General features: G+C 70.6%; 22 protein-coding genes. 12 read left to right on the top strand and 10 right to left on the bottom strand.

What is annotated here, in order from left to right; all coding sequences use genetic code 11:
• Positions 1 to 2: 2 nt before the first annotated feature.
• Positions 3 to 1,838: an ABC-F family ATP-binding cassette domain-containing protein gene (locus FDP22_RS13780; RefSeq protein WP_138574517.1), complete on the bottom strand. Its 1,836-nt coding sequence runs from the start codon at positions 1,836 to 1,838 to the stop codon at positions 3 to 5.
• A 620-nt stretch (positions 1,839 to 2,458) separates the two neighbouring features.
• Between FDP22_RS13780 and FDP22_RS13775 the strand changes: the two genes are divergently transcribed.
• From FDP22_RS13775 to trpE, 3 genes are all read left to right on the top strand, one after another.
• A complete protein-coding gene (locus FDP22_RS13775) occupies positions 2,459 to 3,667 on the top strand; it encodes an aminotransferase (protein ID WP_138574515.1) in 1,209 nt (402 codons plus the stop codon).
• Positions 3,668 to 3,745: 78 nt separating this feature from the next.
• A complete protein-coding gene (locus FDP22_RS13770; protein ID WP_138574513.1) occupies positions 3,746 to 5,623 on the top strand; it encodes a peptidylprolyl isomerase in 1,878 nt (625 codons plus the stop codon).
• A 2-nt stretch (positions 5,624 to 5,625) separates the two neighbouring features.
• Entirely contained in the window at positions 5,626 to 7,137 is a 1,512-nt protein-coding gene (gene trpE / locus FDP22_RS13765) for an anthranilate synthase component I (protein ID WP_138574511.1), read from the top strand.
• 314 nt (positions 7,138 to 7,451) lie between these two features.
• Here the strand turns inward: trpE and FDP22_RS13760 are convergent, their stop codons facing one another.
• A complete protein-coding gene (locus FDP22_RS13760; protein ID WP_138574509.1) occupies positions 7,452 to 8,582 on the bottom strand; it encodes a polysaccharide deacetylase family protein in 1,131 nt (376 codons plus the stop codon).
• 130 nt (positions 8,583 to 8,712) lie between these two features.
• Here FDP22_RS13760 and FDP22_RS13755 point away from each other — a divergent pair, with 130 nt between their 5' ends.
• The 6 genes from FDP22_RS13755 (at position 8,713) to lexA (ending at position 13,524) form a co-directional block, all read left to right on the top strand.
• Positions 8,713 to 9,291 (top strand): anthranilate synthase component II, encoded by a 579-nt coding sequence (locus FDP22_RS13755; protein ID WP_138574507.1) that lies wholly within the window; start codon positions 8,713 to 8,715, stop codon positions 9,289 to 9,291.
• Positions 9,291 to 10,310 carry an anthranilate phosphoribosyltransferase gene (gene trpD / locus FDP22_RS13750; protein WP_138574505.1) on the top strand — a complete coding sequence of 340 codons (1,020 nt, stop codon included), beginning with the start codon at positions 9,291 to 9,293 and terminating at the stop codon, positions 10,308 to 10,310. Before FDP22_RS13755 ends, trpD begins: the two co-directional genes overlap by 1 nt.
• The gene (trpC, locus tag FDP22_RS13745) at positions 10,310 to 11,113 is read left to right on the top strand and encodes an indole-3-glycerol phosphate synthase TrpC (protein WP_138574503.1); all 804 of its coding nucleotides are present in this window, start codon (positions 10,310 to 10,312) and stop codon (positions 11,111 to 11,113) included. Before trpD ends, trpC begins: the two co-directional genes overlap by 1 nt.
• Positions 11,110 to 11,577: a cyclic pyranopterin monophosphate synthase MoaC gene (moaC, locus tag FDP22_RS13740; protein ID WP_138574501.1), complete on the top strand. Its 468-nt coding sequence runs from the start codon at positions 11,110 to 11,112 to the stop codon at positions 11,575 to 11,577. Before trpC ends, moaC begins: the two co-directional genes overlap by 4 nt.
• On the top strand, positions 11,577 to 12,749 hold the full coding sequence (locus tag FDP22_RS13735) for a molybdopterin molybdotransferase MoeA (RefSeq protein WP_138574499.1): 1,173 nt from the start codon (positions 11,577 to 11,579) through the stop codon (positions 12,747 to 12,749). Before moaC ends, FDP22_RS13735 begins: the two co-directional genes overlap by 1 nt.
• A 91-nt stretch (positions 12,750 to 12,840) precedes the next feature.
• Complete coding sequence (gene lexA / locus FDP22_RS13730) at positions 12,841 to 13,524, top strand: transcriptional repressor LexA (protein WP_138574497.1); 684 nt, start codon at positions 12,841 to 12,843, stop codon at positions 13,522 to 13,524.
• On the opposite strand, the gene FDP22_RS13725 is transcribed toward lexA, so the two are convergent.
• Positions 13,518 to 15,560 carry a ComEC/Rec2 family competence protein gene (locus FDP22_RS13725; protein WP_170317703.1) on the bottom strand — a complete coding sequence of 681 codons (2,043 nt, stop codon included), beginning with the start codon at positions 15,558 to 15,560 and terminating at the stop codon, positions 13,518 to 13,520. The genes lexA and FDP22_RS13725 overlap by 7 nt on opposite strands.
• A gap of 108 nt (positions 15,561 to 15,668) precedes the next feature.
• Between FDP22_RS13725 and gltX the strand changes: the two genes are divergently transcribed.
• The 3 genes from gltX to FDP22_RS13710 all read left to right on the top strand — a co-directional run bounded on the left by gltX (position 15,669) and on the right by FDP22_RS13710 (position 19,010).
• Entirely contained in the window at positions 15,669 to 17,084 is a 1,416-nt protein-coding gene (gltX, locus tag FDP22_RS13720) for a glutamate--tRNA ligase (RefSeq protein WP_138574493.1), read from the top strand.
• A gap of 88 nt (positions 17,085 to 17,172) precedes the next feature.
• Positions 17,173 to 18,468, top strand: a complete 1,296-nt coding sequence (gltA, locus tag FDP22_RS13715; RefSeq protein ID WP_138574491.1) for a citrate synthase — start codon at positions 17,173 to 17,175, stop codon at positions 18,466 to 18,468.
• 77 nt (positions 18,469 to 18,545) lie between these two features.
• Positions 18,546 to 19,010 (top strand): YbaK/EbsC family protein, encoded by a 465-nt coding sequence (locus tag FDP22_RS13710; protein WP_138574489.1) that lies wholly within the window; start codon positions 18,546 to 18,548, stop codon positions 19,008 to 19,010.
• Here FDP22_RS13710 and lpxB read toward each other — a convergent pair.
• From lpxB to rseP, 7 genes are all read right to left on the bottom strand, one after another.
• Positions 19,007 to 20,200 carry a lipid-A-disaccharide synthase gene (gene lpxB, locus FDP22_RS13705; protein ID WP_138574487.1) on the bottom strand — a complete coding sequence of 398 codons (1,194 nt, stop codon included), beginning with the start codon at positions 20,198 to 20,200 and terminating at the stop codon, positions 19,007 to 19,009. The genes FDP22_RS13710 and lpxB overlap by 4 nt on opposite strands.
• 62 nt (positions 20,201 to 20,262) lie before the next feature.
• On the bottom strand, positions 20,263 to 21,111 hold the full coding sequence (locus FDP22_RS13700; protein ID WP_138574485.1) for an LpxI family protein: 849 nt from the start codon (positions 21,109 to 21,111) through the stop codon (positions 20,263 to 20,265).
• The gene (gene lpxA / locus FDP22_RS13695) at positions 21,108 to 21,908 is read right to left on the bottom strand and encodes an acyl-ACP--UDP-N-acetylglucosamine O-acyltransferase (RefSeq protein WP_138574483.1); all 801 of its coding nucleotides are present in this window, start codon (positions 21,906 to 21,908) and stop codon (positions 21,108 to 21,110) included. The genes FDP22_RS13700 and lpxA overlap by 4 nt, the downstream gene beginning before the upstream one ends.
• The gene (gene fabZ / locus FDP22_RS13690; protein ID WP_138574481.1) at positions 21,905 to 22,402 is read right to left on the bottom strand and encodes a 3-hydroxyacyl-ACP dehydratase FabZ; all 498 of its coding nucleotides are present in this window, start codon (positions 22,400 to 22,402) and stop codon (positions 21,905 to 21,907) included. The genes lpxA and fabZ overlap by 4 nt, the downstream gene beginning before the upstream one ends.
• A gap of 73 nt (positions 22,403 to 22,475) precedes the next feature.
• Complete coding sequence (locus tag FDP22_RS13685) at positions 22,476 to 23,204, bottom strand: OmpH/Skp family outer membrane protein (RefSeq protein ID WP_170317702.1); 729 nt, start codon at positions 23,202 to 23,204, stop codon at positions 22,476 to 22,478.
• 10 nt (positions 23,205 to 23,214) lie between these two features.
• Positions 23,215 to 25,521: an outer membrane protein assembly factor BamA gene (gene bamA, locus FDP22_RS13680; protein ID WP_170317701.1), complete on the bottom strand. Its 2,307-nt coding sequence runs from the start codon at positions 25,519 to 25,521 to the stop codon at positions 23,215 to 23,217.
• A gap of 128 nt (positions 25,522 to 25,649) precedes the next feature.
• The gene (gene rseP, locus FDP22_RS13675; RefSeq protein ID WP_138574475.1) at positions 25,650 to 26,990 is read right to left on the bottom strand and encodes an RIP metalloprotease RseP; all 1,341 of its coding nucleotides are present in this window, start codon (positions 26,988 to 26,990) and stop codon (positions 25,650 to 25,652) included.
• Positions 26,991 to 26,998 lie beyond the last annotated feature (8 nt).

Below are 26,998 nucleotides of genomic sequence, written 5' to 3'. Positions count from 1 at the left end.
CTTCAGCCCTCCAGTTCCTCGCGCAACGCCTCCAGCTCCAGCCATTCCTCTTCCATGGCCGCCAGCCGCTCCTGCCGCTCCACCAGCCCGTCCGAGGCCTTCTGGAACTTGGCCGGTGCCGTGGAGAACAGCTCGGGGTCGGCGAGGAACTGCTCCAGCCGGGCGATCTCGGCCGTCACCCGCTCCATCTCCGCCGGCAGGGCCTCGAGGCGCAGCGACTGCTTGTAGCTCAGCCGGTCCTGCGGCTTCGGCGCGGTTGCGGGCTCCGGCGCGGCGGCCTGGGCCCTGGGCTTCGGGGCCGGTGCCGCGGCAGGTGCCTCGCCCAGCCCCTCGGCGCGCTGGGAGCGGTAGTCGGACCAGCCGCCGGCATAGACCGTGGCGCGCCCGTCGCCCTCCATCGCGATGGTGGTGGTGGCCACGAGGTCGAGGAAGTCGCGGTCATGGCTCACCAGCAGCACGGTGCCGTCGTAATCGTCGAGGATCTCCTGCAGCAGGTCCAGCGTCTCCACGTCGAGATCGTTGGTCGGCTCGTCGAGGATGAGCAGGTTGGAGGCCCGCGCCATGATGCGCGCCAGCAGCAGCCGGGCCTTCTCGCCGCCCGAGAGGGCCGAGACCGGGCCGCGGGCCTGGCGCTCATCGAACAGGAATTCCTTGAGGTAGCCCACCACGTGGCGCGGCGTGCCGCGCACCATCACCTGGTCGGAGCGGCCGGAGACGCCGAGGTCGGGGTCCTCCGTGAGGCTGGCCCAGAGGCTCTTCTCGGGCGCGAGCTGGGCGCGGTTCTGGTCGAACAGCGCAGGCGCCAGGTTGGTGCCGATGCGGATGGTGCCGCTGTCCGGCGCCACCTGGCCGGTGAGGATGTTGAGCAGCGTGGTCTTGCCCACACCGTTCGGCCCCACCAGCGCCACGCGCTCGCCGCGCATCACCCGGATGGAGAAATCGCGGATGATGCTGCGCGCGCCGAAGCTCTTGGCCACTTCGATCGCCTCGACCACCAGCTTGCCGGATTTCGGCCCGCTGTCGATCTCCATGCGCGCCACGCCGGTGCGTGCGATCTGGCCGCGGCGTTCCTCGCGCAGGCCCTGCAGGCGGCGCACCCGGCCCATGTTGCGCTTGCGGCGGGCGGAGATGCCCTCCACCGCCCAGCGGCCCTCGGCCTTGATGAGGCGGTCGAGCTTGTGGCGGCTCTGCTCCTCCTCCTCGAAGGTCTTGTCGCGCCATTCCTCGAACCCCTCGAAACCGCGCTCCTGCCGGCGCACCTCGCCGCGGTCCACCCAGAGCGTGGCGCGGGTGAGGCGGCGCAGGAAGGCGCGGTCATGGGAGATGAGCACGAAGGCGGCGCGGGTCTGGGCGAGGTGCTCCTCCAGCCAGCCGATGGCCTCGATGTCGAGATGGTTGGTCGGCTCGTCGAGCAGCATCAGCTCCGGCTCGGCGGCCACGATGCGCGCCAGCGCGGCCCGCCGCCGCTCGCCGCCCGAGGCGGCCTCGGGGCGGGTGGCGGGGTCAAGCTTCAGCCCCTCCATCACGATATCGGCACGGTAGCGTTCCATCTCGGGCACGCCGGAGGCGGCATAGTCGCCCAGCGTGGCCCAGCCGGAGAGGTCCGGGTCCTGGGCCATGTAGTCCACCATCGCCCCGGGCTGGACGAAGCGGGTGCCGCGGTCGGCCTCCGTCAGGCCGGCCATGATCTTGAGGAGGGTGGATTTTCCCGAGCCGTTGCGGCCCACGAGGGCGACGCGGTCGCCGGGCTGGACGGCAAGCTGCACCCCCTCGAAGAGCGGGTTGCCCCCGAAGGTGAGCGAGATGTCGGCGAGGGTGAGGAGTGGTGGCCTGTTCATGCTGCAACGCCGTATCGCGGGCGCGGCGCGCGGTCAACGGGCCCCGTGCGCGCGGGGCGCCCCGCGGCGGAAGATATCGTGCATTGCTTGCCTGAGACGTGCCCGGTGTGCCGGGTTCCGGGAGATCCGGGGGCGAGGCCGGACCATCCCGCGCCCTTCGGGGCGGGGTGCGCCCGCCGCCGGCATCCGGACGCCCCGGCCTCCGGCGGCCGCGTATGCCGCAATCGTGTCGGACGCGGGCTTCACTTGCGCGCGGCCCGTTCCGGCCACCGGGGCCCTGACCGGACCCTTCGCCTCCGGCCCCGGAGGCACGCGTCCCGCTCTCTCTTGCGCCGCGCGCGGGGCCTCGGCACCGCGGTTGCGCGAACCGGCCGCCACGCGCCCGCTCCGGATGGCCGCGGCTCCGGAGCCACGCCCTACGCTCCCTGCCGGACCGCCCTCCGGCACTGCGGCAACGCGGGCGCGCGGCCCTGAAGAAACCCCTGCGACGGGGAGCCTCCGCGGCCTGCGCGCGGCGGTCTGCGCTTGCACGGTTCCTGCCTCCGGGGGCGCGCCTGCCCGATCCGCATTGCATTCGCGGCGCTGCCGCGTAGGGTGCGGAAAAACACGCAGGAGTGACCATGCCCACCGCCCCGTTCTCGCGCACCATCGACGCCACCTTTCCGCCCCCGGTGATGGAGGCGCGGCGCTGGATCGCGGGGCGCAGCTTTCCCGCGGAGCGGCCGCTGCTGAACCTCTCCCAGGCCGCCCCGGTGGAGCGCCCGCCGCTGGCCCTGCGCGAGGAGATCGCCCGCGCCGCGCTGGAGGACCCGCAGGCGCATCTCTACGGCCCGGTGCTGGGCCTGCCGGAGCTGCGCGCGGAGATCGCCACGCAATGGTCCGCCGCCTATGGCGGGGCGATCGCGGCCCGCGACGTGTGCATCACCTCCGGCTGCAACGAGGCCTTCTGCGCCGCCATCTCCACCATCGCGGCGCCCGGCGACGCGGTGATGCTGCCCACGCCCTGGTATTTCAATCACAAGATGTGGCTCGACACCGCCGGCATCGAGGCCGTGCCCCTGCCCTGCGGCCCGGACATGGTGCCGGACCCGGAGACGGCGCGGGCGCTGCTGTCCCCCGCGGTGAAGGCGATCGTGCTGGTCACCCCGAACAACCCCACGGGGGCGGAATATCCCGCGGGCGTGCTCGCGGCCTTCCTCAGGCTGGCGCAGGATGCGGGCATCACCCTGGTGGTGGACGAGACCTACCGCGACTTCCACTCCGCCGCCGGCGCGCCGCACGGGCTGTTCGCCGATCCGCGCTGGCGCGAGAACCTCGTGCACCTCTACTCCTTCTCCAAGGTGTTCCGCCTCACCGGGCACCGGGTGGGGGCGATGGTGGCAAGCCCGGAGCGGCTGGCGCAGGTGGAGAAATTCCTCGACTCGATGACGATCTGCCCCGCGCAGCTCGGCCAGATGGCCGCCCTGCACGGGCTGCGCACGCTGAAGGACTGGGTGGCGGGCGAGCGCCGGGAGGTGCTGGCGCGCCGTGCCGCGGTGGAGGAGGGCTTCGCCGCCCTGCCCGGCTGGAAGCTGCTGGGCTGCGGCGCCTATTTCGCCTATGCCGAGCACCCGTTCCCCGAAAGCTCCCTCGCCCTGGCCGAGGCGCTGGTGGAGGAGCAGTCGCTGCTGCTGCTGCCCGGCACGATGTTCACGCCCGAGGGCGCGGGCGGCGCGCGGCAGTTCCGCATCGCCTTCGCCAATGCCGATGTCGCCGGGCTGGGCGAGATGATCCGCCGGCTGGGCGCCTTCACCGCGGCGCGCGCCACGGCCTCCGCCGCCGGGCACTGACGACCCGCTGAACAAAGCGTAACTGGACAGGGCCGGGACGCGGCCCTAAAAGCACCGCGAAACGGTGAAGGGAAAGACATGCTGGGTTCCATGCGCTTCAAGGGGACGAACATCGTCGTCTGGATCATCCTCGTGCTGCTGATCTTCGGCCTCGCCGGGTTCGGCATCTCGGACATGCTCCGCGGCGGCATCTCCAACGACATCGGCCATATCGGCGACCAGACCATCACCCGCACCCAGTACGCGAACGCGATGAACGCCCAGCTCCAGCGCCTGTCGCAGCGCGCCGGGCGCCAGATCACGCCCACCGAAGCGCGCCAGTACGGCATCGACCGCCAGGTGCTGGCCGAGCTCGCCCGCCGCGCGGCGCTCGATTCCGAGGCCGAGAAACTGGGCATCGCCGCCGACATGGCCACCGTGCAGAAGCGCATCGCCATGATCCCCGAGTTCCAGGGGCCGGACGGCAAGTTCAACGCCCAGCAGGCGCGCCTCGTGCTCCAGCAGTCCAACATGAAGGAGGACGACCTGCGCGAGGACGTAGCCTCCGAAGTGGTGCAGAACATCCTCGCCGCCTCCGTGGCCTCCGGCATCAGCGCCCCTCCGGGCCTGCTGCAGACCCTCTTCGCCTGGACCTACGAGAAGCGTGGCTTCACCTGGGTGAAGCTGCCGGCGAACCGCTTCGGCGATGCGCCCGAGGCCCCGGACGATGCCACGCTGCAGGCCTGGCATGACGATCACAAGGCCGATTACACCCTGCCCGAGACCCGCGCGGTGACCTATGCGCTGCTGGACCCGAAGGCGCTCACCGCCAGCGTGGACGTGCCCGAGGACGCCCTGCGCGCCGAGTATGACCGCCGCGCCGCCCAGTACGACATTCCCGAGCGCCGCAGCCTCAGCCGCCTCGCCTTCGCCACCACCGAGGACGCCGCCGCGGCCAGGGCGAAGATCGATGCCGGGGAGACCACGCTGACCGCGCTGGCGCAGGACCGCGGCCTGACGGCCTCCGACATCGACCTCGGCGAGCGCTCCGCCGACCAGCTCGACGCCCGGGCCCGCGACGCGGTCTTCGCCCCGGACGCGCCCGGCGTGGTCGGCCCGGTGGACACGGACCTCGGCCCCGCCCTGTTCGAGATCGACGCCATCCTCGCCCCGCAGCACACCAGCTTCGAGGAGGCCCGCGCCGAGATCCACGACGCGCTCGCCGCGCGCGACGCCGCCTCACAAGCCACCGAACTGGCCACCAGGGTGGAGGATCTCGTCGCCGGGGGTGCCACGGTGGAGGAGATCGCGCAGGAAACCCCGTTCGAGCTGGGCACCGTCGAGGTTCCGGCCGACGGTTCCGGCACCGGCCTCGCCGCCGATGCGACCTTCCGCGACACCGCGCTCAAGGCCGCGGAGAAGGCGGAATCCGACCTCGTGGAGACCGATGACAAGCGCTACTTCGTGCTCCGCGTGGACAGCGTGACGCCCGAGACCGTCCAGCCGCTCGACGCGGTCCGCGACCGGGTTCTGGCGGACTGGACCGCCGAGCAGAAGCGCCGGTCCGCCCATGCCGCGGCGCAGGCGCTGGCGGACCGGATCACCGGCGGCGAGGCCTTCAGCCGCGCGGCCATGTCGATGGGCATCACCCCTGCGGATGCCGAGCCCGTCACCCGCAACCAGTCGGTCGCCCCGCTGCCGGCCTCGGCGATCACCGCAGTGTTCGACCTCGCCCCGAACGCCGTTGCCGTGGCCGATGACGACACCGGCTCCTACGTGCTGCAGCTGCGCAACGTGGTGAGCTTCGATCCCTCCACGCCCGACGCGCAGGCGATGCTGGCCCGGGCGAAGACCCAGCTCGGCCAGTCGATGACCGAGGACGTGATGCAGGCCTATGTCGCCGCGCTGGAGAACGCAGAGGACGGGCTGCAGGTGGACATGAACGCGGTCGACACCGTGCTGAGCCAGATGCGCTGACCATGGAACTGTTCCCCGACTACGCCAGTTTCGAGCCCCGCCACGCCGCCGGCGAGAACCAGGTGCTCTGGACCGTGCTTCCGGCGGACCTGGACACCCCGGTCTCGCTGATGCTGAAGATCGCCGCCGGGCGGAAGGACACGTTCATCCTCGAATCCGTCACCGGGGGCGAGATCCGCGGCCGCTACTCCATCATCGGCATGAAGCCCGACCTGGTGTGGCGCTGCTCCGGGGCGCAGGCCGAGGTGAACCGCCAGGCGCGCTATGACGCCGACGCCTTCGTCGCCGATGAGCGCGCGCCCCTCGCCTCGCTGCGCGCGGTGATGGAGGAGAGCCGGATCGACCTGCCCGCCGGCCTGCCGCCGATGGCCGCCGGCATCTTCGGCTATCTCGGCTACGACATGGTGCGCCATGTCGAGCACCTGCCGGACGTGAACCCGGACCCGCTGGGCCTGCCGGACGCGATCATGCTGCGCCCCACGATCATCGCCATCGTGGACGGGGTGAAGGACGAGGTGACCATCGTCGCCCCGGTCTGGGCCGCGGACGGGCTCTCGCCCCGCGCCGCCTACGCCCGCGCCGCCGAGCGACTGCAGGACGTGGTCGCCGACCTCGACCGCTCGCCCGCCGCCGAGCGCCGGGACTGGTCGGCCGAGACCTACGCGCTCACCCCCGTCTCCAACACCTCGGAGGCCGAGTACCACGAGATGGTGGCGAAGGCGAAGGAGTACATCCGCGCCGGCGACATCTTCCAGGTGGTGCCGAGCCAGCGCTGGACGGTGCCCTTCCCGCTACCGCCCTTCGCGCTCTACCGCGCGCTGCGGCGCACCAACCCCTCGCCCTACATGTTCTACTTCAACTTCGGCGGCTTCCAGGTGGTGGGCGCCAGCCCGGAGATCCTGGTGCGGGTGCGCGACGGCGAGGTGACCATCCGGCCCATCGCCGGAACCCGGCCCCGCGGCGCCACGCCCGAGGCGGATGCAACGCTCGAGGCCGAGCTGCTCGCCGACCCGAAGGAGCGCGCCGAGCACCTGATGCTGCTCGACCTCGGCCGCAACGACGTGGGCCGTGTGGCCGAGATCGGCACGGTGAACCCGGACGAGCAGTTCATCATCGAGCGCTACAGCCATGTGATGCACATCGTCTCCAACGTGCGCGGCCGGCTGCGGGGCGACACAGACGCGCTCGCCGCCCTGCTCTCCGGCCTGCCCGCCGGCACGGTCTCCGGCGCGCCCAAGGTGCGCGCGATGCAGATCATCGACGAGCTGGAGAAGGAGAAGCGCGGCGTCTACGGCGGCGGCGTGGGCTATTTCTCCGCGGCCGGCGAGATGGACATCTGCATCGCCCTGCGCACCGGCGTGGTGAAGGACGGGGCGCTCTACGTGCAGTCCGGCGGCGGCGTGGTTCATGACAGCGACCCCGCGGCGGAATATCAGGAAACGGTGAACAAGGCCCGCGCCCTGATGCGCGCCGCCGAGGAAGCCGTGCGCTTCACCGGGCGCGGGAACGGCTGAGCGCCGGGCCCCCGGCCCGGCCGCGATCCCTGTTCGCAACGCCCGGCCCGCGTCCGGAGACGGGGCCTTGAATCGTCCGGACACCGCGGCCTTGCATCGTCGGGACACCGCGGCCTTGCGTCGTCGGGACACGGAGACCTCGCATTGTCCTGACAGGGCGCCCTCGCATCCGGGGCCTCGTCTCAGCACTGCGCAAGTCGCACCGTCGCCGGCCCCGGGGCTCGGCCAGCCCGAAAGGGCACGCCTTGCCGGAACGGGCCCGGCGGGAGCGTCGCCACCGGTCGCCCCGCGCTCCCCGGTCCAGCCCGTTCGCCTCAGCGGTTGATCTGGGCGGTGGCCGGCGCGAGGGCCACCCGGCCTGCATTCTCCGCGAGGGCCCAGGCCAGGATACCGCGCGCCGTCTCGGGCCAGGTGTGGCCGAACAGCACGGCGCCCTGCGCCCCGTCAGCGGAGGCGAGCTGCTGCGCCGCGGCTTCCAGGGCTGCATCGGTGGCCTCGGCCGAGGGCGCCTGCGCCGCGTCGAGCAGGCGCAGCACGCTCATCTGCGGGCCCTCCGCCGGCCCGGCCTCCCCCCCGAGCTGCACCAGCGCGAGGCCGCGCCGCGCCAGTGGCCCGCGCAAGCCCGCGGCCTGCGCGGCCGGCAGCACCAGCCCCACGGCCTCCGGCACCGCCGCCAGCGCGGCGTCGAGCCGGGCGGACGCCTCGCCCCCGCCGGCCAGGCGCAGGAAGACCTCATATCCCATGCCGCGCAGCAGGGCGGCCCGCGCGGCGAGATCCGGGAGATCGGAAGGCAGGACGAAGCTCACCGGAAGCCCCATGCCGGCTAGATCGCCCAGGTCCACGCCGCCCTGTGGCAGGACTTCGAGCAGGATGGAGACGACGGGCACATCTGCGGCAGGCAGCGCCGTGTCCGCAGCGAAAGCCTGCCAGGCCGGCGTGCCCCCCTCCGGGGCGGCCGTGCGGGGTGCCGGCGCGGCGTCTTGCGGCGCGGGGGTGACGGGGGGCGACGGCGGCAGCGCATCGGCCTCCGGCGCCACGGGCGCGTCGGCTGGCGCCCCCGCCCCCGGGAGATCCGGCGCGGTGTTGCGCACGCCCGGCGCCTCGAAGGATGAGGTGGCCGCGCGCGGCGCGGGCTCGGCGTCCGGCGCGGGCGCCGGCCGGGAGGGCACACCGGCCACCAGCGGCGGGGACGCTTCCGGTTCGGACTGCGCGGCAGACGCAGGCGCTCCCCGCGGGGCAGCAGGCGCGGGCGCGGCTTGCGGCGCGGCACCGGTTCCAATCGCGCCTTGCGGCGCGGGGCCGGACACGTCGGTCTCCCCCGGCGCCGACGGATCGGAAGCGGGCGGGTTCATCACCGCCAGCACACCGGCCAGAACCAGGCTCAGCACCGTACCGGTTGCCAGCCCGGGCAGAAATCCGTCACTGCGGCTGTCTTGCGTGCTCATTTCGCCCCACCTTCCCGGCTGTCCCGCCGCCGCGGCGCTTGACCTCGGACAGTCACCCGAGCATGTATACGCCCGAACCGGGTTGCGCCAGCCAGTCTGCCGCCCGCCCTGGCGAGGAAACAGACCGACCATGCTGCTGCTCATCGATAACTACGACAGCTTCACCTACAATCTCGTACATTATTTGGGCGAGCTCGGGGTCTCAAGCCTCGTGAAACGCAATGACGAGATTGACGTTCAGGCCGCGCTGGCGCTGAAGCCCGAGGCGATCCTGCTGTCTCCCGGCCCCTGCGATCCGGACCAGGCCGGCATCTGCCTGTCGCTCACGGAAGCGGCGGCGGCGGCGCGCATTCCGCTGATCGGCGTGTGCCTCGGGCACCAGACCATCGGCCAGGCCTTCGGCGGCCGGGTGGTGCGCTGTCACGAGATCGTGCATGGCAAGACCGCGGAAATCCGCCACCAGGGCCTCGGCCTGTTCGCCGGCCTGCCCGACCCGTTCCGCGCCACCCGCTATCACAGCCTGGTGGTGGAGCGCGACAGCCTGCCGGACTGCCTGGAGGTGACCGCCGCGCTCGACGACGGCACCATCATGGGCCTGCGCCACCGCGACCTGCCCATCCACGGCGTGCAGTTCCACCCCGAATCCATCGCCTCCGAACACGGGCACCGGATGCTGCGCACCTTCCTGGACCTTGCGGAGGCCGCCTGATGTCCGATGCCATGAAGCCCTTCATCGCCCATGCCGCCGAGCGGGCCCTCACCCGCCGGGAGGCCGAAGCCGCCTTCACCCTGATCATGGAGGGCCAGGCCACGCCCTCGCAGATCGGCGGGCTGCTGATGGCGCTGCGGGTGCGGGGCGAGACGGTGGACGAATACGCCGCCGCCGCCGCCGTGATGCGCGCCAAATGCGCGCCGGTGCGCGCGCCGGAGGGCGCGATGGACATTGTCGGCACCGGGGGCGACGGCAAGGGCACGCTGAACATCTCCACCGCCACCGCCTTCGTGGTGGCCGGCGCCGGGGTGATCGTGGCCAAGCACGGCAACCGCAACCTGTCGTCGAAATCCGGCTCCGCCGACGCCCTGTCGGGCATGGGTGTGAACGTGATGGTCGGCCCGGATGTGGTTGAAAAGGCTCTCACTCTCTGCGGCATCGCCTTCATGATGGCGCCAATGCACCACCCGGCCACCCGCCATGTGATGCCGGCGCGCAGCGAGCTGGGCACCCGGACCATCTTCAACATCCTCGGCCCGCTCACCAACCCGGCGGGCGTGAAACGCCAGCTCACCGGCGCCTTCTCCGCGGAGGTGATCCGCCCGATGGCCGAAACCCTGCTCGCCCTCGGCTCCACCCGCGCCTGGCTGGTGCACGGCTCCGATGGCACGGACGAGATCTCCATCGCCGGGAGCACCGCCGTGGCGGCGGTGGAGGACGGCACGGTGCGGGATTTCGAGATCCACCCGGAGGACGCCGGCCTGCCGCAGCACCCGTTCGAGGCGATCCTGGGCGGAGAGCCGCGGGAGAATGCCGCCGCCTTCCGCGCCCTGCTGGAGGGGGAGCGATCGGCTTACCGCGACGCCGTCCTGCTCAACTCCGCCGCGGCGCTGGTGATCGCGGAGCGTGCGAACACCCTGCGCGAAGGCGTTGAAATCGCAATTGAAAGCATCGACAGCGGTGCGGCGCTGGGCAAGGTCCGCGCGCTCGCCGACGTGACCGGAAAGGCTCGCTGATGTCCGACATCCTCGCGCGCATCCGCGCCTACAAGCTCGAAGAAATCGCCGCCCGCAAGGCCGGGCGCCCGCTTGCCACCCTGGAGGCGGAGGCCCGCACGGCGCCGGCGCCGCGCGGCTTCCTCACCGCGCTGCGCACCGCGGAGGCGGCCGGCCGCTACGGGCTGATCGCCGAGATCAAGAAGGCCAGCCCCTCCCGCGGGCTGATCCGCCCGGACTTCGACCCGCCGGCCCTCGCCCGCGCCTATGAGGAGGGCGGCGCCACCTGCCTCTCTGTGCTCACCGACGCGCCGAGCTTCCAGGGCACGGAAGCATTCCTCGTCGCCGCCCGCGCCGCCTCCGGCCTGCCGGTGATCCGCAAGGACTTCCTCTACGACCCGTGGCAGGTGGCGGAATCGCGCGCCGTGGGCGCGGACTGCATCCTGATCATCATGGCCAGCGTGGACGACACCCTCGCCGCCGAGCTGGAGGACGCGGCCACCCACTGGGGCATGGACGCGCTGGTGGAGGTGCATGACGAAACCGAGCTGGAGCGCGCGCTTCGCCTGCGCTCGCCCCTGATCGGGGTGAACAACCGCGACCTGCGCACTTTCACCACCGATCTGGCGACCACGGAGCGCCTGGCGCCGCTGGTGCCCTCCGAGCGGATGATCGTGGGGGAAAGCGGGCTCTTCACCCCGGCCGACCTTGCGCGGCTGGCGGCCTGCGGGACCCGCTCCTTCCTCATCGGCGAAAGCCTGATGCGCGAGGCGGACGTGAGCGCCGCCACCCGCGCGCTTCTCGAGAACCCGGTGCCCGCATGAGCTTCACGCATTTCGATGACAAGGGCGCCGCGCACATGGTCGACGTCTCGGCCAAGGAGGTGACCGCAAGGGTCGCCGTGGCGCGCGGTGCCGTCACCATGGCGCCGGAGACGCTGGCGATGATCGTGGACGGTCGGGCGAAGAAGGGCGACGTGCTCGCCGTCGCCCGGCTTGCCGGCATCATGGCCTCGAAGAAGACCCATGACCTCATCCCGCTCTGCCATCCGCTGGCGCTCTCGAAGGTGGCGGTGGAGCTGAGCGTGGCACAGGGCCGGGTCGAGATCGAGGCCACGGTGAAGACCACGGGCCAGACCGGGGTGGAGATGGAAGCGCTCACCGCCGTCAGCGTGGCCGCGCTCACCGTCTATGACATGGTGAAGGCCGTGGACAAGGGAATGCAGATCACCGACATCCGGCTCGTGCTGAAAGATGGCGGAAAATCCGGACGTTACGAGGCAGAGTGATGATCAGCACCGAAGAGGCGATCGCGCAGGTTCTCGCGCTGGTCGGGCCGCTGGGCGTGGAAACCGTGCCGCTGGCCGAGGCCGCCGGCCGCGTGTTGGCCGAGCCGGTGCGGGCGCAGCGCACCCAGCCGCCCTTCGCCTCCTCGGCCATGGACGGATATGCGGTGCGCGCGGCGGAGGCCCGGCCGGGCATGGTGCTGAGCGTGATCGGCGAATCCGCCGCCGGGCGCCGGTTCACCGGCGCCCTCGGCCCCGGCGAGGCGGTGCGGATCTTCACCGGCGCCCCGGTGCCCGAGGGCGCGGACAGCATCCTGATCCAGGAGGACGCGGAGCGCGAAGGGGACCGCATCACCGTGCGCGAGGGCCGCGACACGCAGAGCTACATCCGCCCCGCCGGCGGCGACTTCACCTCCGGCACCGAGATCCCGGCGCCCTGCCGCATCACGCCCAACCTGATGTCCCTGCTCGCGGCGATGAACATCGCCCGGGTTCCGGTGGCCCGGCGCCCGGTGATCGGCCTGCTGCCGACCGGCGACGAACTGGTCTGGCCCGGTGAGGAGCCCGGCCCGGACCAGATCGTCTCCTCGAACAACTTCGGCCTGAAGGCGCTGCTGGAGACCCAGGGCGCCGAGGTGCGGCTGCTGCCCATCGCGCGTGACCGGGCCGAGGCCCTGCGCGCGGCGCTGGACCTCGCCCGGGGCTGCGACATGCTGGTGACCCTGGGCGGCGCCTCGGTGGGCGACCATGATCTCGTCCAGCAGGTGTTGCGCGAGGAAGGTCTCGACCTCGCCTTCTACAAGATCGCCATGCGGCCCGGGAAGCCGCTGATGGCCGGTCGCCTGCGCGGCATGGTGATGGTGGGCCTGCCGGGAAACCCCGTATCCTCAATGGTTTGCGGGCATGTGTTCCTGCGACCGACGGTGGACAGGATGCTGGGCCTTCCCGCCGGGCCGCTGCCGCGGCTGAGCGCGCCGCTGGCGGTGGACATCGGCTCCAACGGCCCGCGGGAGCATTACATGCGCGCCCGGCTGGAGAACGGCCGCCTGCTGCCCGCCAGCCGGCAGGACAGTTCGCTGCTCAGCGTGCTGGCCGACGCCTCCGCCCTTCTGGTGCGCCCGCCGCATGACGGCCCGCGCACGGCCGGGGAACGGATGGAATACATTCCACTCTGATCTGCGGATCTCCACCGGAACCATTGACACAGAACGCGAACTTTTGTAGAACACCAGGCAGTCCACGACCATGGAGGAGCCCGGTGCCAGCATGCTGACCAGGAAACAATACGATCTGCTCGTCTTCATTCACGAGCGGGTTCAGCGCGACGGCGTCTCGCCTTCGTTCGACGAAATGAAGGACGCGCTCGACCTCAGGTCGAAGTCCGGCATCCACCGGCTCATTTCCGCCCTTGAGGAGCGGGGGTTCATCCGCCGCCTTGCCCACCGGGCCCGCGCCATCGAAATCCTGCGCATGCCGGAGAATTTCCCCGAGCGCGGCGGGGCCGCGGCCGAGGTGGCCGAGGATGGCGCCCCGCCGGCCCCGGGGCTGGCGGAGCCGGGCCAGACCGGCAATTCCGTGCCGCTCATGGGCCGGATCGCCGCCGGTGTTCCCATCGAGGCCATCCAGCAGCCCAGCCAGCACATCGGCGTGCCCGGCGGCATGCTCAGCCGCGGGCATGAGCATTACGCGCTGGAGGTGAAGGGCGATTCGATGATCGACGCCGGCATCCATGACGGTGACATCGTCGTGGTCCGCCGGCAGGACGAGGCGTCGAGCGGCGACATCGTGGTCGCCCTGGTGCGGGAGCAGGAAGCCACGCTGAAATTCCTGCGGCGCAAGGGCGGGATGGTGGCGCTGGAAGCCGCCAACCCGGCCTATGAGACACGGGTCTACCCCGCCGACCAGGTGCGCATCCAGGGGCGCATGGTCGGGTTGATCCGGAACTACTGATCGGGCTCCGCCTCCCGCCCCGCGGCCGGGTGCGTCCACAGACGCGCCCGGCCCGGGGCACGGGGGCGCAGATCCTCCCCCACGAGATCGAAGGCCACGGCACCGCTGCGCGCCAGCCGGGCCTTGTTGTAGAACAGGCAGGGCCCCTCCGGCGGCGCGCTGAGGGCCGGGCTCACCAGGATGGTGTGCGGGCCGCAGAACGCGGAGACCGCCGCCCGGTCCGGCTTCGGCGCCGTCACCACGATCACCTCCCAGGCGCCCAGATGCGCCCCGGCCACGTAGCGCGGGGCCAGCGCCCCGGAGCCTTCGCGCGGCGAGAAGCCCGGGCGGGCGGCCGCGGCCACCGGGTCCGGCGCCTCACCGTCGGAGCGCAGCCATTCCGTTGTGGCGAAGCTCTCCCGTTTCGCACTGAGCAGCGCCCGGCCCTCCGGGCCCGCGATGCCGGCCTGGCGCCCGGAGTCCGAGATGATGAGTTCGGGCCGGTCCACCGACAGTTGCCACCAACCCAGCCCGGCCAGCAGCACCGGCGCGCCCAGCAGCCGCACCCGCCCGCGCCACAGCGACAGCCACAGCCCGCCGAGCGCGATGAGCATGATCACCCCGGTCGCCGGCTCTCCGACATAGCGCAGCGCCCCGTCCAGCCCGGCCACCCGGTGGGCGATCAGCAGGATCACGTCGATGCCGGCCCCGAGCGCCGTGAGCACCGGCCCGGCGAGGCCGAGGGGCGCCAGCGCCGCCGCCAGAACGGCCAGCGGCATCACCCAGAACGCCATCACCGGCATGGCCAGCACATTGGCCAGCAGGCCGTACCGGGCCACCTGATTGAAGGCCGCCGCCGCGAAGGGCGCCGTGGCCAGCCCGGCGACGAGCGAGGTGAGCGCGGTGCCGCACACCACCCCGACCAGCCCCATCGTCCGGGGCGCGCGGCCCAGCCGGCGCAGCGCGTCATAGCTCGCCACCAGCGCCACCGTGGCCGCGAAGCTCATCTGGAAGCCGATCTCCACCACGCTTTCCGGCCGCAGCAGCAGGATGACCCCGGCGGCCAGCGCCAGCCCGCGCAAGCTGATCGGCGCGCGCCCGATCATCACCGCCCCGAACACCACCAGCACCATCACGAAGGAGCGTTGCGTGGCCACCGCCGCCCCCGAGAGGCCGAGATAGGCCGTGCCCGCAAGGATCGCCCCGAAGGCCGCCAGCCTGCGTGTCTGCCAGACCAGCGCCAGCCGGGGCACCAGCGCGAGGCCGGTGCGCAGGATGGCGAAGACGAAGCCGGTGAGCAGCCCCATGTGCAGCCCCGAAATTGCCAGCAGATGCGCGAGGTTGGAGGCGCGCAGGTCCGCCTGCGTCTCCTCCGGGATGCCGTCACGCTCTCCCACCAGAATGGCGGCGGCGAAGCTGCCGGTCTCCCCCGGAAGGGCGGCGCGCAACCCCTCGCCGATCTGCTGGCGCCAGCGCGCCACCTGCAGCCAGAGCGCGCGGAAAACCCCCGGCTCCGCCGCGTCCTGCGCGCTCACCACCCGTCCGCGCGCCAGCCCGATGCCGCCGATCCGCTCGAACCAGGCCTTGCGCCGGAAGTCGAAGCCCCCCGGCTCCACCGGGGCGCCCGGCGGCATGAGCCCGGTGAGCACCATCACCCGGCTGCCGGGCAGGAAGCTGCGCTCCGCCTCCGCTTCCATGAGGGTGACGCGCAGCCGCGCGGGCGCCGGGCCGCCGTTCCAGTCATGCATCACCAGGTCGTCGAGCAGCAGCCGTGGCCGGCCGGAGCGCGAATCCGACACGTCGAGGATGCGCCCCTCCACCGTCGCCTCGGAGAACCAGCCGATCACCGGCGCGCCCACCGCATGCGCGCGCAGCTGCGCCGCGCCGAACCCCGCCAGCAGCACCAGCAGCGGCCAGAGCGGCAGCCGCGCCATCCGCAGGCCGATGCACGGCAGGCAGGCGAGCGGAACCGCCCAGCCCGGCGGCTCCAGCGGCAGCAGAAAATACACTGCGCTGCCGGCGCCGAACAGAACCGGAAGCCAGAGCGGCCATTGCACCCGCTCCTCCTCCAACCAACGGGCTGTCCTTACCACCGGCGGCCTTGTCCTTCCCGGTCAAAAGAGGCCATATACCCCTCAACTGAACGACCCGAGGATTAACGAAACATGAACGCACAGACCGGACAGGTCGTTACCCGCTTCGCGCCGTCCCCGACGGGGTTCCTCCACATCGGCGGAGCGCGCACGGCGCTGTTCAACTGGCTCTACGCGCGCCACTGCGGCGGCACCTTCCTGTTGCGCATCGAGGACACCGACCGCGCCCGCTCCACCCCCGAGGCCACGGCCGCGATTCTCGAAGGCCTGCGCTGGCTGGGGCTGGACTGGGACGGCGAGGCCGTGAGCCAGTTCGCACGCGGCGCGCGCCATCGCGCGGTGGCCGAGGACATGGTCGCGCGCGGCACCGCCTATCGCTGCTGGTCGACCCGAGAGGAGATCGAGGCTTTCCGCGAGGCGGCCAAGGCCGAGGGCCGTCCGCCGCTGTTCCGCTCGCCCTGGCGCGACGCGGACCCGGCCACCGCCCCGGAGGGCGCGCCCTTCGTCATCCGCCTGCGTGCGCCGCTGGAGGGCGAGACCACCGTGCAGGACGAGGTGCAGGGCGCCGTCACCTGGAAGAACGAGACGCTGGACGACCTCATCCTGCTGCGTTCGGACGGTGTGCCGACCTACATGCACGCGGTGGTGGTGGACGACCACGACATGGGCGTGACCCATGTGATCCGCGGGGACGATCACCTGACCAATTCCGCCCGCCAGTCGCTGATCTACCGCGCCGCGGGCTGGGACGTGCCGGTCTTCGCGCATATTCCGCTGATTCACGGGCCCGACGGCGCCAAGCTCTCCAAGCGGCACGGGGCGCTCGGGGTCGATGCCTATCGCGACATGGGCTACCTGCCCGAGGCGATGCGCAACTACCTCGCGCGGCTGGGCTGGAGCCATGGCGACGACGAGTTCTTCACCACCGAACAGGCGGTGGAGTGGTTCGACCTGCCGCAGATCGGCAAGTCCGCCTCCCGCTTCGACTTCAAGAAACTGGAGAATCTCTCCGGTCAGCACATCCGCGCGGCGGAGGACCGGCACCTGCTGGACCACATGCTGGCACTCTTTGAAGTGCAGGGCCGGGAGCTGCCGGATTCCACCCGTCAGGCCCAGCTTCTGGAGGCAATGCCGGGGCTCAAGGAGCGTGCCAAAACCCTCCTTGAACTCATTGACATGGCTGACTATATTCTCGGAAGTCGCCCTTTCGTTCCCGACGAGAAGGCGGCGAAGCATATTACGCCGGAATCCCGTGGTATACTGTCTAGATTGACGCAGCGATTGCAAAATGCTAGCTGGAGCCGCGACGATCTCGAGACAGAATGCAATGCTTTCTCGGAGGCCGAGGACATCAAGCTCGGCAAGATTGCCCAACCGCTTCGCGTGGCGCTGACCGGGCGCACCGTGTCCCCTTCCGTGTTTGACGTTATGGTAACACTGGGGCGCGAGGAAAGTCTGGCCCGGCTGGCTGACGCCACCGCGGAATGAATTTCCGGTGTCGCGCGCCGCGCGGCACCGCGCCATCAGCATCCGGCAGCCGTTCCGGCGCCGGCGCTCTCAGACAGGGGAACGACATATGACAGAGTCCGCAAAGACCGCGAAGCTCACGATCGGGGACAAATCCGTGGATTTGTCGATCATGAGCCCGACGCTCGGGCCCGATGTGATCGACATCCGCAAGCTCTATGCCGACATGGACGTGTTCACCTACGATCCGGGCTTCACGTCGACCGGCTCCTGCGAATCCGCGATCACCTTCATCGATGGCGACAAGGGCGAGCTGCTCTACCGTGGTTATCCGATCGATCAGCTGGCTGAAAAATCCCACTACCTCGAAGTCTGCTACCTGCTGCTCTACGGGGAACTCCCCACCGCCGCGCAGATGGAAGATTTCGAAAGCCGTGTGACCCATCACACGATGCTCCACGAGCAGATGAAGAACTTCTACTCCGGCTTCCGGCGCGATGCCCACCCGATGGCGGTGGTCTGCGGCGTGGTCGGCGCGATGTCGGCCTTCTACCATGACAGCACCGATATCTCCGACCCCTGGCAGCGCGAAGTGGCGACCATCCGCCTGATCGCCAAGCTGCCGACGATCGTGGCCTGGGCGTTCAAGTATTCCGTCGGCCAGCCGATGGTCTACCCGCGCAACGACCTCGACTACGCGTCGAACTTCCTGCACATGTGCTTCGCCGTGCCGGCAGAGCCCTATGAGGTGAACCCGATCCTGGCCCGCGCCATGGACCGCATCTTCACCCTGCATGCCGACCATGAGCAGAACGCCTCCACCTCCACCGTCCGCCTCGCCGGCTCCTCGGGCGCGAACCCGTTCGCCTGCATCGCGGCCGGCGTGGCCTGCCTCTGGGGCCCGGCCCACGGCGGTGCGAACCAGGCCTGCCTGGAGATGCTGCGCGAGATCGGCTCGGTCGACCGCATCCCCGAGTACGTGAACCGCGCGAAGGACAAGAACGATCCCTTCCGCCTCATGGGCTTCGGCCACCGCGTGTACAAGAACTTCGATCCGCGCGCGAAGGTGATGCAGCAGACCGCCAAGGAAGTGCTGGACCTGCTCGGCGTCGCCGACAACCCGCTGCTCCAGGTGGCGCAGGAACTCGAGCGCATCGCGCTGGAGGACCCGTACTTCAAGGAGAAGAAGCTCTACCCGAACGTGGACTTCTACTCGGGCATCATCCTGGAGGCCATGGGCTTCCCGACCGAGCTGTTCACCCCGATCTTCGCTCTGGCGCGGACCGTGGGCTGGATCTCGCAGTGGAAGGAGATGCTGGAGGAGCCGGTGCAGAAGATCGGCCGCCCGCGGCAGCTCTACACCGGTGCCACCTACCGCGACTACACGGATGTCGAGAAGCGCTGAGCGCCGTCGACAGGCCGCAGACAACGGGCCGGGGTGGTGCAGCCACCCCGGCCTTCGCATGTGAGGGGGGGCTCGCGATGAGCAAGAGTGTGAAGCGCGTGCGCGCCGCGGCCGAGGCGCTCGGCCTCGACATCGCGCTGCGGGAGATGGACGCCAGCACCCGCACCGCCGCCGAGGCCGCGGCGGCCTGTGGCTGCGCGGTGAACCAGATCGTGAAATCGCTGATCTTCGCCGGTGGCGACGGCACGCTGGTGCTGTTGCTGGTGGCGGGCGGAAACCGGGTGGATCCCGAGATCGCGTCGCGCGCCTGCGGCACGGAACTCGGGCGGGCCGATGCGGCGGAAGTGCGGGCACGCACCGGGTTTGCCATCGGCGGCGTGTCGCCCATCGGCCACCTGGAGGCGCCGCGGGTGTTCATGGACCCGACCCTGCTCGGCTTCGACACGGTCTGGGCCGCGGCGGGCTCGCCGAACGCGGTGTTCCGGGTCTCCCCCGCCGTTCTGGCGGAGGCGACGGGCGCGGTGGTCACCCCCCTGGGCTAGGGCGTCCCGGCCTCCGGCGCGCCGATGACACGCAGCACCGCGGAGGCCGCGCGGTCGGACGGCGGCTCCCCGCCCCGGCCGATGGCCCGCATCGCCTCGGCCTCGGCGGCGAGTTGGGCCGCCCGTTCCGCGCCGCGCATGAACAGCGGCAGCAGCGCCCCGGCCAGCGCGTCCGGCGTGCAATCCTCCTGGTAGAACTCGGGAACCACATCGCTGTCGGTAAGCAGGTTCACGAGGTTACCGGATTTCACCCGCAGCAGCCGGCGCACCACGAAGGCGGTGAGGGCGTTGAGCTTGTAGCCGGCGACCATCGGGCAACCCATTGCCGCGAGCTCCATCACCACCGTGCCGGACGCCGCCAGCGCCACATCCGCCCCGGCGAAGGCGAGGAACTTGCGCGCCTCGGACGCCGCCGGCGCCATCCCGCGCGGGTCCAGCAGGTGCACCGGCACCGGCCAAGTGGCCACCATCGCCTCGACATCCTCGATCACCGCGCCCGCCGCCGGGATCACCACCTGCAACCCCGGCACGGCCTGCGCGAGCTGCGCCACCGTCTCGCCGAAGATCGGCCCCAGCCGGGCCACCTCGGAGCGCCGGCTGCCCAGCAGCACCAGCAGGATGGGCCGGCTTGCGAACCCGTCGCGGAACTGCTCGATCTCCGCGGCCGGCGGCGGCTCCAGCTCGGCGATCGGGTGGCCGACGAAGTCGCAGCCCATGCCGACTTCCGTCATGTAGGGCGGCTCGAAGGGCAGCAGCGCCAGAACGTGGTCGGTGTGGCGGGCCATCAGCTTCGCCCGGTTCGGCCGCCAGGCCCAGACCGAGGGCGCCACGTAATGGATGGTCCGGATCTCCGGCCGCGCCGCCTTCACCTTGGGCGAGACCCGCAGCGAGAAGCCCGGCGCATCGATGGTCACCAGCGCGTCCGCGCCGCTGGCGATGCAGGCCCGGGCTGTCTCGTTGATCCGGCGCAGGAGCAGGCGCAGCCGCGGCAGGATCTCGAACACCCCGAGCACGGCGATATCGGAGATCGGGAACAGCGAGCTCAGCCCCTCGGCCTCCATCTGCGGCCCGCCGACCCCCTCGAAGCGGATCTCGTCGGCCGAGCGCCGGCGCAGGGCGCGCATCAGCTCGGCGCCGAGCCGGTCTCCCGAAGGCTCCCCCGCCACGATGAAGATGGTCCGCGTGCCCATGTCCTCTCCCTGTTCCGGCCACTGGCGGCCGCTCAACCCGGCCTGCCCGGCCGGCGGCCCCTTCAGGAGGCCTGGTCCGTCACCGTCACCGGCCGCCCCCAGAGGAACAGGCCCAGCCTGTCGGCCTCCGCGATCAGCTCGTCGCGCCCGAGGAGCAGCACGCCGCCGGCCTCGACCACCACGCCGGCGAGCCCGGCCGCATGGGCGCCCTTCAGGGTGTGCGCCCCGATCGCCGGCAGGTCCACCCGCCAGTCTTGCCCCGGTTTCGGCGCCTTCAGCAACACGCCGCGGCCGCCCTCCGGGTCCGGCCGCAGGCCGGGCGCCGTGCGGGCCACGAAGTCGAGCATGGCGTCGGTGCCCTGCAGGGTCTCCAGCCCGAGGCACAGGCCCTGGGCCACCACCGCGCCTTGCCCGACATCCGCCGCGCCGAGATGGCGCGCCAGAAGCGCGGCGCGTGCGGCGTCGGCCCGGTCCGCCTCGGAAGGCTGCTGACGGGTGAGCACGCCCTCCTCCGCCAGCAGCCCCTGCAGGAAGCTGTGCGGCGCTGCCACGCGGAAGCCCTCTGCCTCCAGCACCGCGGCAAAGCCCCGCAACATCGCGTCATCGCCGGATTTCAGCAACTGGAACACCTTCGCCGCGATGCGCACCGCGGCAAAGTCGAACCGGATGGGGTTGAGGCGCGGGCGCTGCATCGCGCCGGCGAAGGTGAGGGTCTCGCAGCCGGCACCGCGCAGGGCGCGGAACAGCCGGCCGGCCTTCTCGAACGGCAGGTGGACGTGATCAAAGCCCGAAAGCCAGTCGATCTCGGTGCCCTCGAAGGTCACCACCAGCGGTGGCCTGCCGAGACGGCGCTCCTCCTCCGCGATGAGCCGCGGCAGCGCACCGGTTCCGGCAATGATGCCCAGCCTCATGGCGTGCAGAAGGAGCGCGAGCTGTCCGCCAGGATGAAGCCGGCGATCTCGGCCACCAGCGCGTGTTCGGGCCAGGCGTCGGAGACGGCGCGCGCCCGGTCCGCCAGCGGGCCTTCCCCGTCCACGAACAGGGCCTTGTAGGCGGCGCGCAGGGCGTTCAGCTCGTCGCGCGGCACACCGCGGCGCTTCAGCCCGACGAGGTTCAGCCCGTGCAGGCGCGCGCGGTCCCCGGTCACCAGCCCGTGCGGGATCACGTCATTCACCACGCCGCTCACGCCGCCGATCATCGCCCCGCGGCCCACGCGGCACCACTGGTGCACGGCCGAAAGCCCGCCCATCACCACGTTGTCGCCCATCTGCACATGGCCGCCCAGCGTGGCGTTGTTGGCCAGAACCACGCCGTCGCCGACGATGCAGTCATGCCCGATGTGCACCGCCACCATGAACAGGCCGCCGTCGCCGACCCGGGTCACCCCGCCGCCGCCTTCGGTGCCGGGGTTCATGGTCACATGCTCGCGGATCATGTTGCGGGCGCCGATCACCAGGCGCGTGGCCTCGCCACGGTACTTCAGGTCCTGCGGCTGGTGGCCGATGGAGGCGAAGGGCCAGATCCGGGTGTCGTTGCCCACCTCGGTGTGGCCGGCCACCGCGACATGGGAGATGAGTTCCACCCGCTCCGCGAGGCGCACGTCCGGGCCCACGGTGCAGAACGGGCCGATCACGCAGCCGGCGCCGATGGTCGCTCCGTCCTCGATGACGGAGCTGGGATGAATGCGTGCCTCCGAGTGAATGCTCACGTGGCGGCACCTTTCGCGCGGGCGTCTTCCGGCGTGATGATCATCGCGGAATACTCGGCTTCCGCCACCAGTTCACCGCCCACCTTCGCCTCGCCCCAGAACTTCCAGATCTTGCCGCGCCCGCGCAGCACCTTCACGTGCAGTTCCAGCTGGTCGCCCGGCACCACGACCTTGCGGAAGCGCGACTTGTCGAGGGTCATGAAGTAGACCAGCAGCCCCTGGTCGGCCATGCCCAGCGTGTCGACCACCAGCACGCCGGAGGTCTGCGCCATCGCCTCGACGATCAGCACCCCGGGCATCACCGGCTTCGCCGGGAAATGGCCCTGGAAATGCGGCTCGTTGATGGTGACGTTCTTCACGCCGACCGCGCTCACGCCGCGGCGGATCTCCTTCACAGCATCGATAAACAGGAACGGGTAGCGATGCGGGATCATCCGCTGGATGGTCTCGAGATCCGCGAAGCCCAGTTCCGTGACGTCCTCGTCGCCTGCCATTGTCTTGTCCTCACGAGATGAATTCGGCGCCGGTTAGACATTCGGCGGCGGCGCGCGTCAAGCCCGTAGCGCGTTACCGGGGCGGCACGGGCGATTGAGAGGCCCCGTCCTGCAGTGCAGGAGCGGCCGGCGGCCCGGCGGGGGCGGGCTCCGCCAGCGGGTTGCCCTCGCGCTGGGGCACGTCATGCGGCATCACCTTGAAGCCGGGAAGCGGGTAGCTCTCCAGCGGCGCGGGCCCGGGGGCCGGCTGCCCGGTCTCTCCGTCTCCCGCGCGGAAGCGCGCGTCCATCAGGCTGATCACGTCGCCGGTGACATCGAGCGCGGGATCCGCCAGAAGCACGCTGCGCCCGTCCAGCATCACCCCGGCGCCGAAGGTCTGCATCACCTCCACCAGCACCGGCTGCAACCCCTCGAAAAAGGCGCGGCGGTTGTCTTCGAATTCCCTGGACACCTCGGCGGCCTTCTGGTCCTGCGCCTCGCGCGCGGCCTGCACCTTCTCGTCGAAAGCCTTGGCGAGCTTGGAAAATTCCTCGCGGCTGACGGTGGGGCGCAGAGCAGCGAGGCGCTTTTCCTCCGCCTCGAACTCCGCGTCGATGCGCTTGCGCTCGGCCACCAGCTCGCTGGTGCGCTGCTCCTCCTTGCGGCGGAACTCCTGCCCGGCGAGGGACTTCTCCAGCAACTGCTCCTGGTAGATGATCACCACCGGCAGCCGGTCCTCCGCGAGGACCGGCCAGGCCGCCGAAGCGGACGCCGCCGCGATCAGCAGGGCGCCAAAGGCGGCGGAGCGGAACCGGTGACGCACCGGCAGGCGCTCAGAAGCGCGTGCCGGCCGTGAAACGGAAGTATTCCTTGTCATCGCCCTTCTCCGACATCACCGGATAGGCAAGGTTGAACCGGAGCGGGCCGAAGGTGCTGTCCCAGAACAGGCTCACACCCAGGGCGGCGCGCAGGTTCGGGGCATCGTCCACCGTGCGGGTCTGGTTGCCGTTGGCGCTGGTGATGCTGGTGCTGTCGAGGCCCCAGAGCGTTCCGATATCGGCGAAGAAGCCGCCGTAAAGCCCGTAATCGTCCGGCAGGCCCAGCGGGAACGAGGCCTGCAGGCGCGTGACGGCGTAGAAGTTGCCGCCGAGCGCGTCGTCCACGCCGTGGCCGGAGAAATCCGTGCCGCGGTCGCGCGGGCCGAAACCGCCGTAGGTGAAGCCGCGGAACGTGTCGCCGCCGAGGAAGAAGCGCTCGGTCACCGTGGTGTCGTCGTCAAACCCGATCAGCGCGCCGCCTTCCACTTCGGCGGAGAGCACCAGGTCGCCGTCGAGGAAGCTGGTGAAGCCCTTCATGCTGGCCACGTTCTTCACGTAGTAGGAATCGCCGCCGATGCCGGCGAAATCCTGGCTGATCTTCATCAGCCAGCCCGCGCGGGTTTCCACCGGGTCGTCGCGCTCGTCCCAGGTGTAGGTGTAGCCGATGCTGGAGGTGAGGCGGGTGCCCTCCTCCGCCTTGATGAACTCCGAGGTGCGCTGGGAGCCGCTGCGGTCGATCGGGTCGATCTCGTCCTGAGAGATGCGGTAGCGCACCTCGAGATCGCCGCTCTCCGACAGCGGGAACACCATGCGCGGCTGGAAGCCGATGTTGGTCTCGTTGTAGGAGCTTTCGTCCGTGCGGTCGGTCTGGCGGTAGTAGACGTTGAAGCCGGCTCCCAGGTCGCGGTCCAGCAGCGCGGGTTCGAAGAAGTCGAAGGCCACCGACTGGTATTCGCCGGAGATCACGAACTGGGTGGAGACCTGCTGGCCGCGGCCGAGGAAGTTGTCCTCCGCGATCACGAAGCTGCCGATGGGCCCGTCCGAGGACGAGTAGCCCACACCGAAGGACAGTGAGCCGGTGAGCTTCTCTTCGACATCGACGACCACGACGGCGCGGTCATCGTCCGAGCCGGGTTCGACGCGGACATCCTCCTTGCTGAAGAAGTCCAGGTCCGAGATGTTCTGGCGCGCGCGCTCGATGGCACGGCTGTCGAAGGCGTCGCCTTCCACCACGTCGAACTGGCGGCGGATCACCCGGTCCAGCGTGGAGGTGTTGCCGCGGATGTCGATGCGCTCGACATAGACCTTCGGGCCCTCGACCAGCTGGTAATCGATCGAGATGGTGTGGTTCACCTCGTCCTTGACCACCTGCGGGCGCACCTGGATGAAGGCGTAGCCCTTCTGGCCGGCGAGGAAGGTCATCTCGTCGATGGTCTTTTCAACGTCGCGGATGTTGTAGGTGTCGCCTTCCGTGGTCTGGATCAGCGGCTCGAACTCCGCCGGATCGAGGCCCGCGGCCTGCGTGCTCACCGTGGCGGGGCCGTAGGTGTACTGCTCGCCCTCGTCGAGGGCGAAGGTCACGTAGAACCCGGTACGGTCCACCGACAGCTCGGCTGCGGCGGAGAGGACCGTGAAGTCCACGAAACCGTGCTCGAGGTAGTAGCGGCGCAGCATCTGCTTGTCGAGTTCCAGCCGGTCCGGATCATAGTTGTCCGAGGTGAACAGGAAGCTCAGCAGGTTGGCTTCCTGGGTCTGGATCGAGCGGCGCAGGCGGCGCGAGGAGATCTGCTTGTTGCCCACGAAGGTGATGCTTTCCACCTCCGTCACCTCGCCCTCGAACACCTCGAACACCAGGTCGACGCGGTTGTCCGGCTGTTCGATGATCACCGGCTTCACCTCGGCGCCGTAGCGGCCGGACTGGCGGTAGGCATCGATGATGAGCTGGGCGTCCGCCTCCGCGCCGCCGCGGGTGTAGGCGCGGCGCGGGCGCTCGTTGATGATGGTGTTGAGCGTGTCGTCATCGAGGATGTCGTTGCCCTCGAAGGAGATCCGGTTGATCGTCGGGTTCTCCGTCACGGTGATCACGACGGTGCCGCCGGAGGGCTGCACGTTCACGTCGGAGAACAGGCCGGTGGCGAAGATCTTGCGCGAGGCGAGGTTGAGATCCTCCGCGCTGAACGCCTTCCCGGCCTCGAGCCCGGAGTAGAGCCGGATGGTCTCGGCCTCGATCCGGCGGTTGCCGCGCACGTCGATGGTATCGAAGCGCTGCGTGCTCTGGATCGACTGGGCGTTCACCGGCCAGAACGGGACTGCGGATGTCATGAGGCCGGCCCATGTCGCAAGGCAGAGCGCACGTACCATACCCCGCGGTCGTGCCACCCGGTCGTTCACCATGGTCATGTTTCTACCTCTTGCCCCTTGCCCGTGAGTTTTCGCTGCGCCTGGGCCGGTCATGCCAGCCCTATGAGTCGCAATACGTCGTTATAGGTAGCAAAAAGCATGAGCATGAGGACCATTGCAAGCCCGAGACCCGACGCATACTCCACCCACCTGTCCGCCGGCGGGCGCCCGCGCACCGCCTCGTAGCCCAGAAACACCAGATGTCCCCCGTCCAGCACCGGAACGGGCATCAGGTTCAGGAAACCGATGGCCGTGGAGATCACCGCCAGCAGGTTCACCAGGTCGTCCAGCCCGGAGCGCGCCGTGTCTCCCGACACCTGCATGATGCCCAGCGGGCCCTGCAGGTTGCGCGCGCTCACGTCGCCCGCGATGATGTGGTAGATGCCGCTCACCGAACCCGCGATCACCGACCAGGTGCGCTCCACGCCCAGGCTCGCGGCCTCCCAGGGCATGGGGGTGCGCAGCTCCGGCATGATGGGCACGCCGCTGGAGATGCCGATCACCGGGCGGCGGACGTAGCCGCCCTGCCCGTCCTCGATATCGGTCATCACCGGCGTGAGGGTCACCTCGCGCGGCTGGCCGTCCCGCAGCAGGCTCACGCTCAGCGACTTGTCCTGCGAGGCCATGACCATCTGCTGCAGCTCGCGGAACGAGGCGATGGGCGTACCGTCGATCGCGGTGATCAGGTCGTTCTCGCGCAGGCCCGCGCCCATGGCGGCGGACATCGGCGCCACCCAGCCGACCAGCGGCGGGTTCACGTAGGGGATCTCGGTGGTGATCTCGCGGCCGTCGCGCTCCAGCGTCACCTCCAGCGGCCCCGGCTGCGGCATCGCGGCGGCGGTGGCGTAGAGCCCGCCCAGCCCGGTGACGGCGGCGCCGTTCACGCTCAGGATCTCGTCTCCCGCGCGCAGGCCGAAATCATGGCCCTCCACCTGGCTGACGGAGCCCACCTTCGCGCCCGGAACCGCCTGGCCCTGCCACATGGCCAGCCCGGCGAAGACCACGACGGACAGGATGAAGTTGAACACCGGCCCGGCGGCGACCGCGAGCGCCCTGCGCCACACTGCCGCGCCGTGGAAACTGTGTCGCAGGGTGCGCGCGTCCATCTTCGCCAGGGCCGCGTCATCCGGCGCGCTGGAGGTGCCGTCGGCGTCGCCGAGGAACTTCACGAAACCTCCCAGCGGCAGCAGGCCGATGCGCCAGCGCGTGCCGCGGCTGTCGGTCCAGGCGAAGAGCTCCTTGCCGAAGCCGATGGAGAACACCTCTGCGTGGATCCCGCACCAGCGCCCGACGATGTAATGCCCGTACTCATGCACGAAGACCACGATGCCGAGGACAACGATGAACCACAGGTAATAGAGCTTGTCGGCAAGCTCGGCGGCGAACTCCATGTATCCCT

Origin of the sequence: Paroceanicella profunda (assembly GCF_005887635.2) — a bacterium.
Classification (GTDB): Bacteria; Pseudomonadota; Alphaproteobacteria; order Rhodobacterales; family Rhodobacteraceae; genus Paroceanicella; species Paroceanicella profunda.
This window is presented reverse-complemented; position numbering and strand designations above follow the sequence as displayed.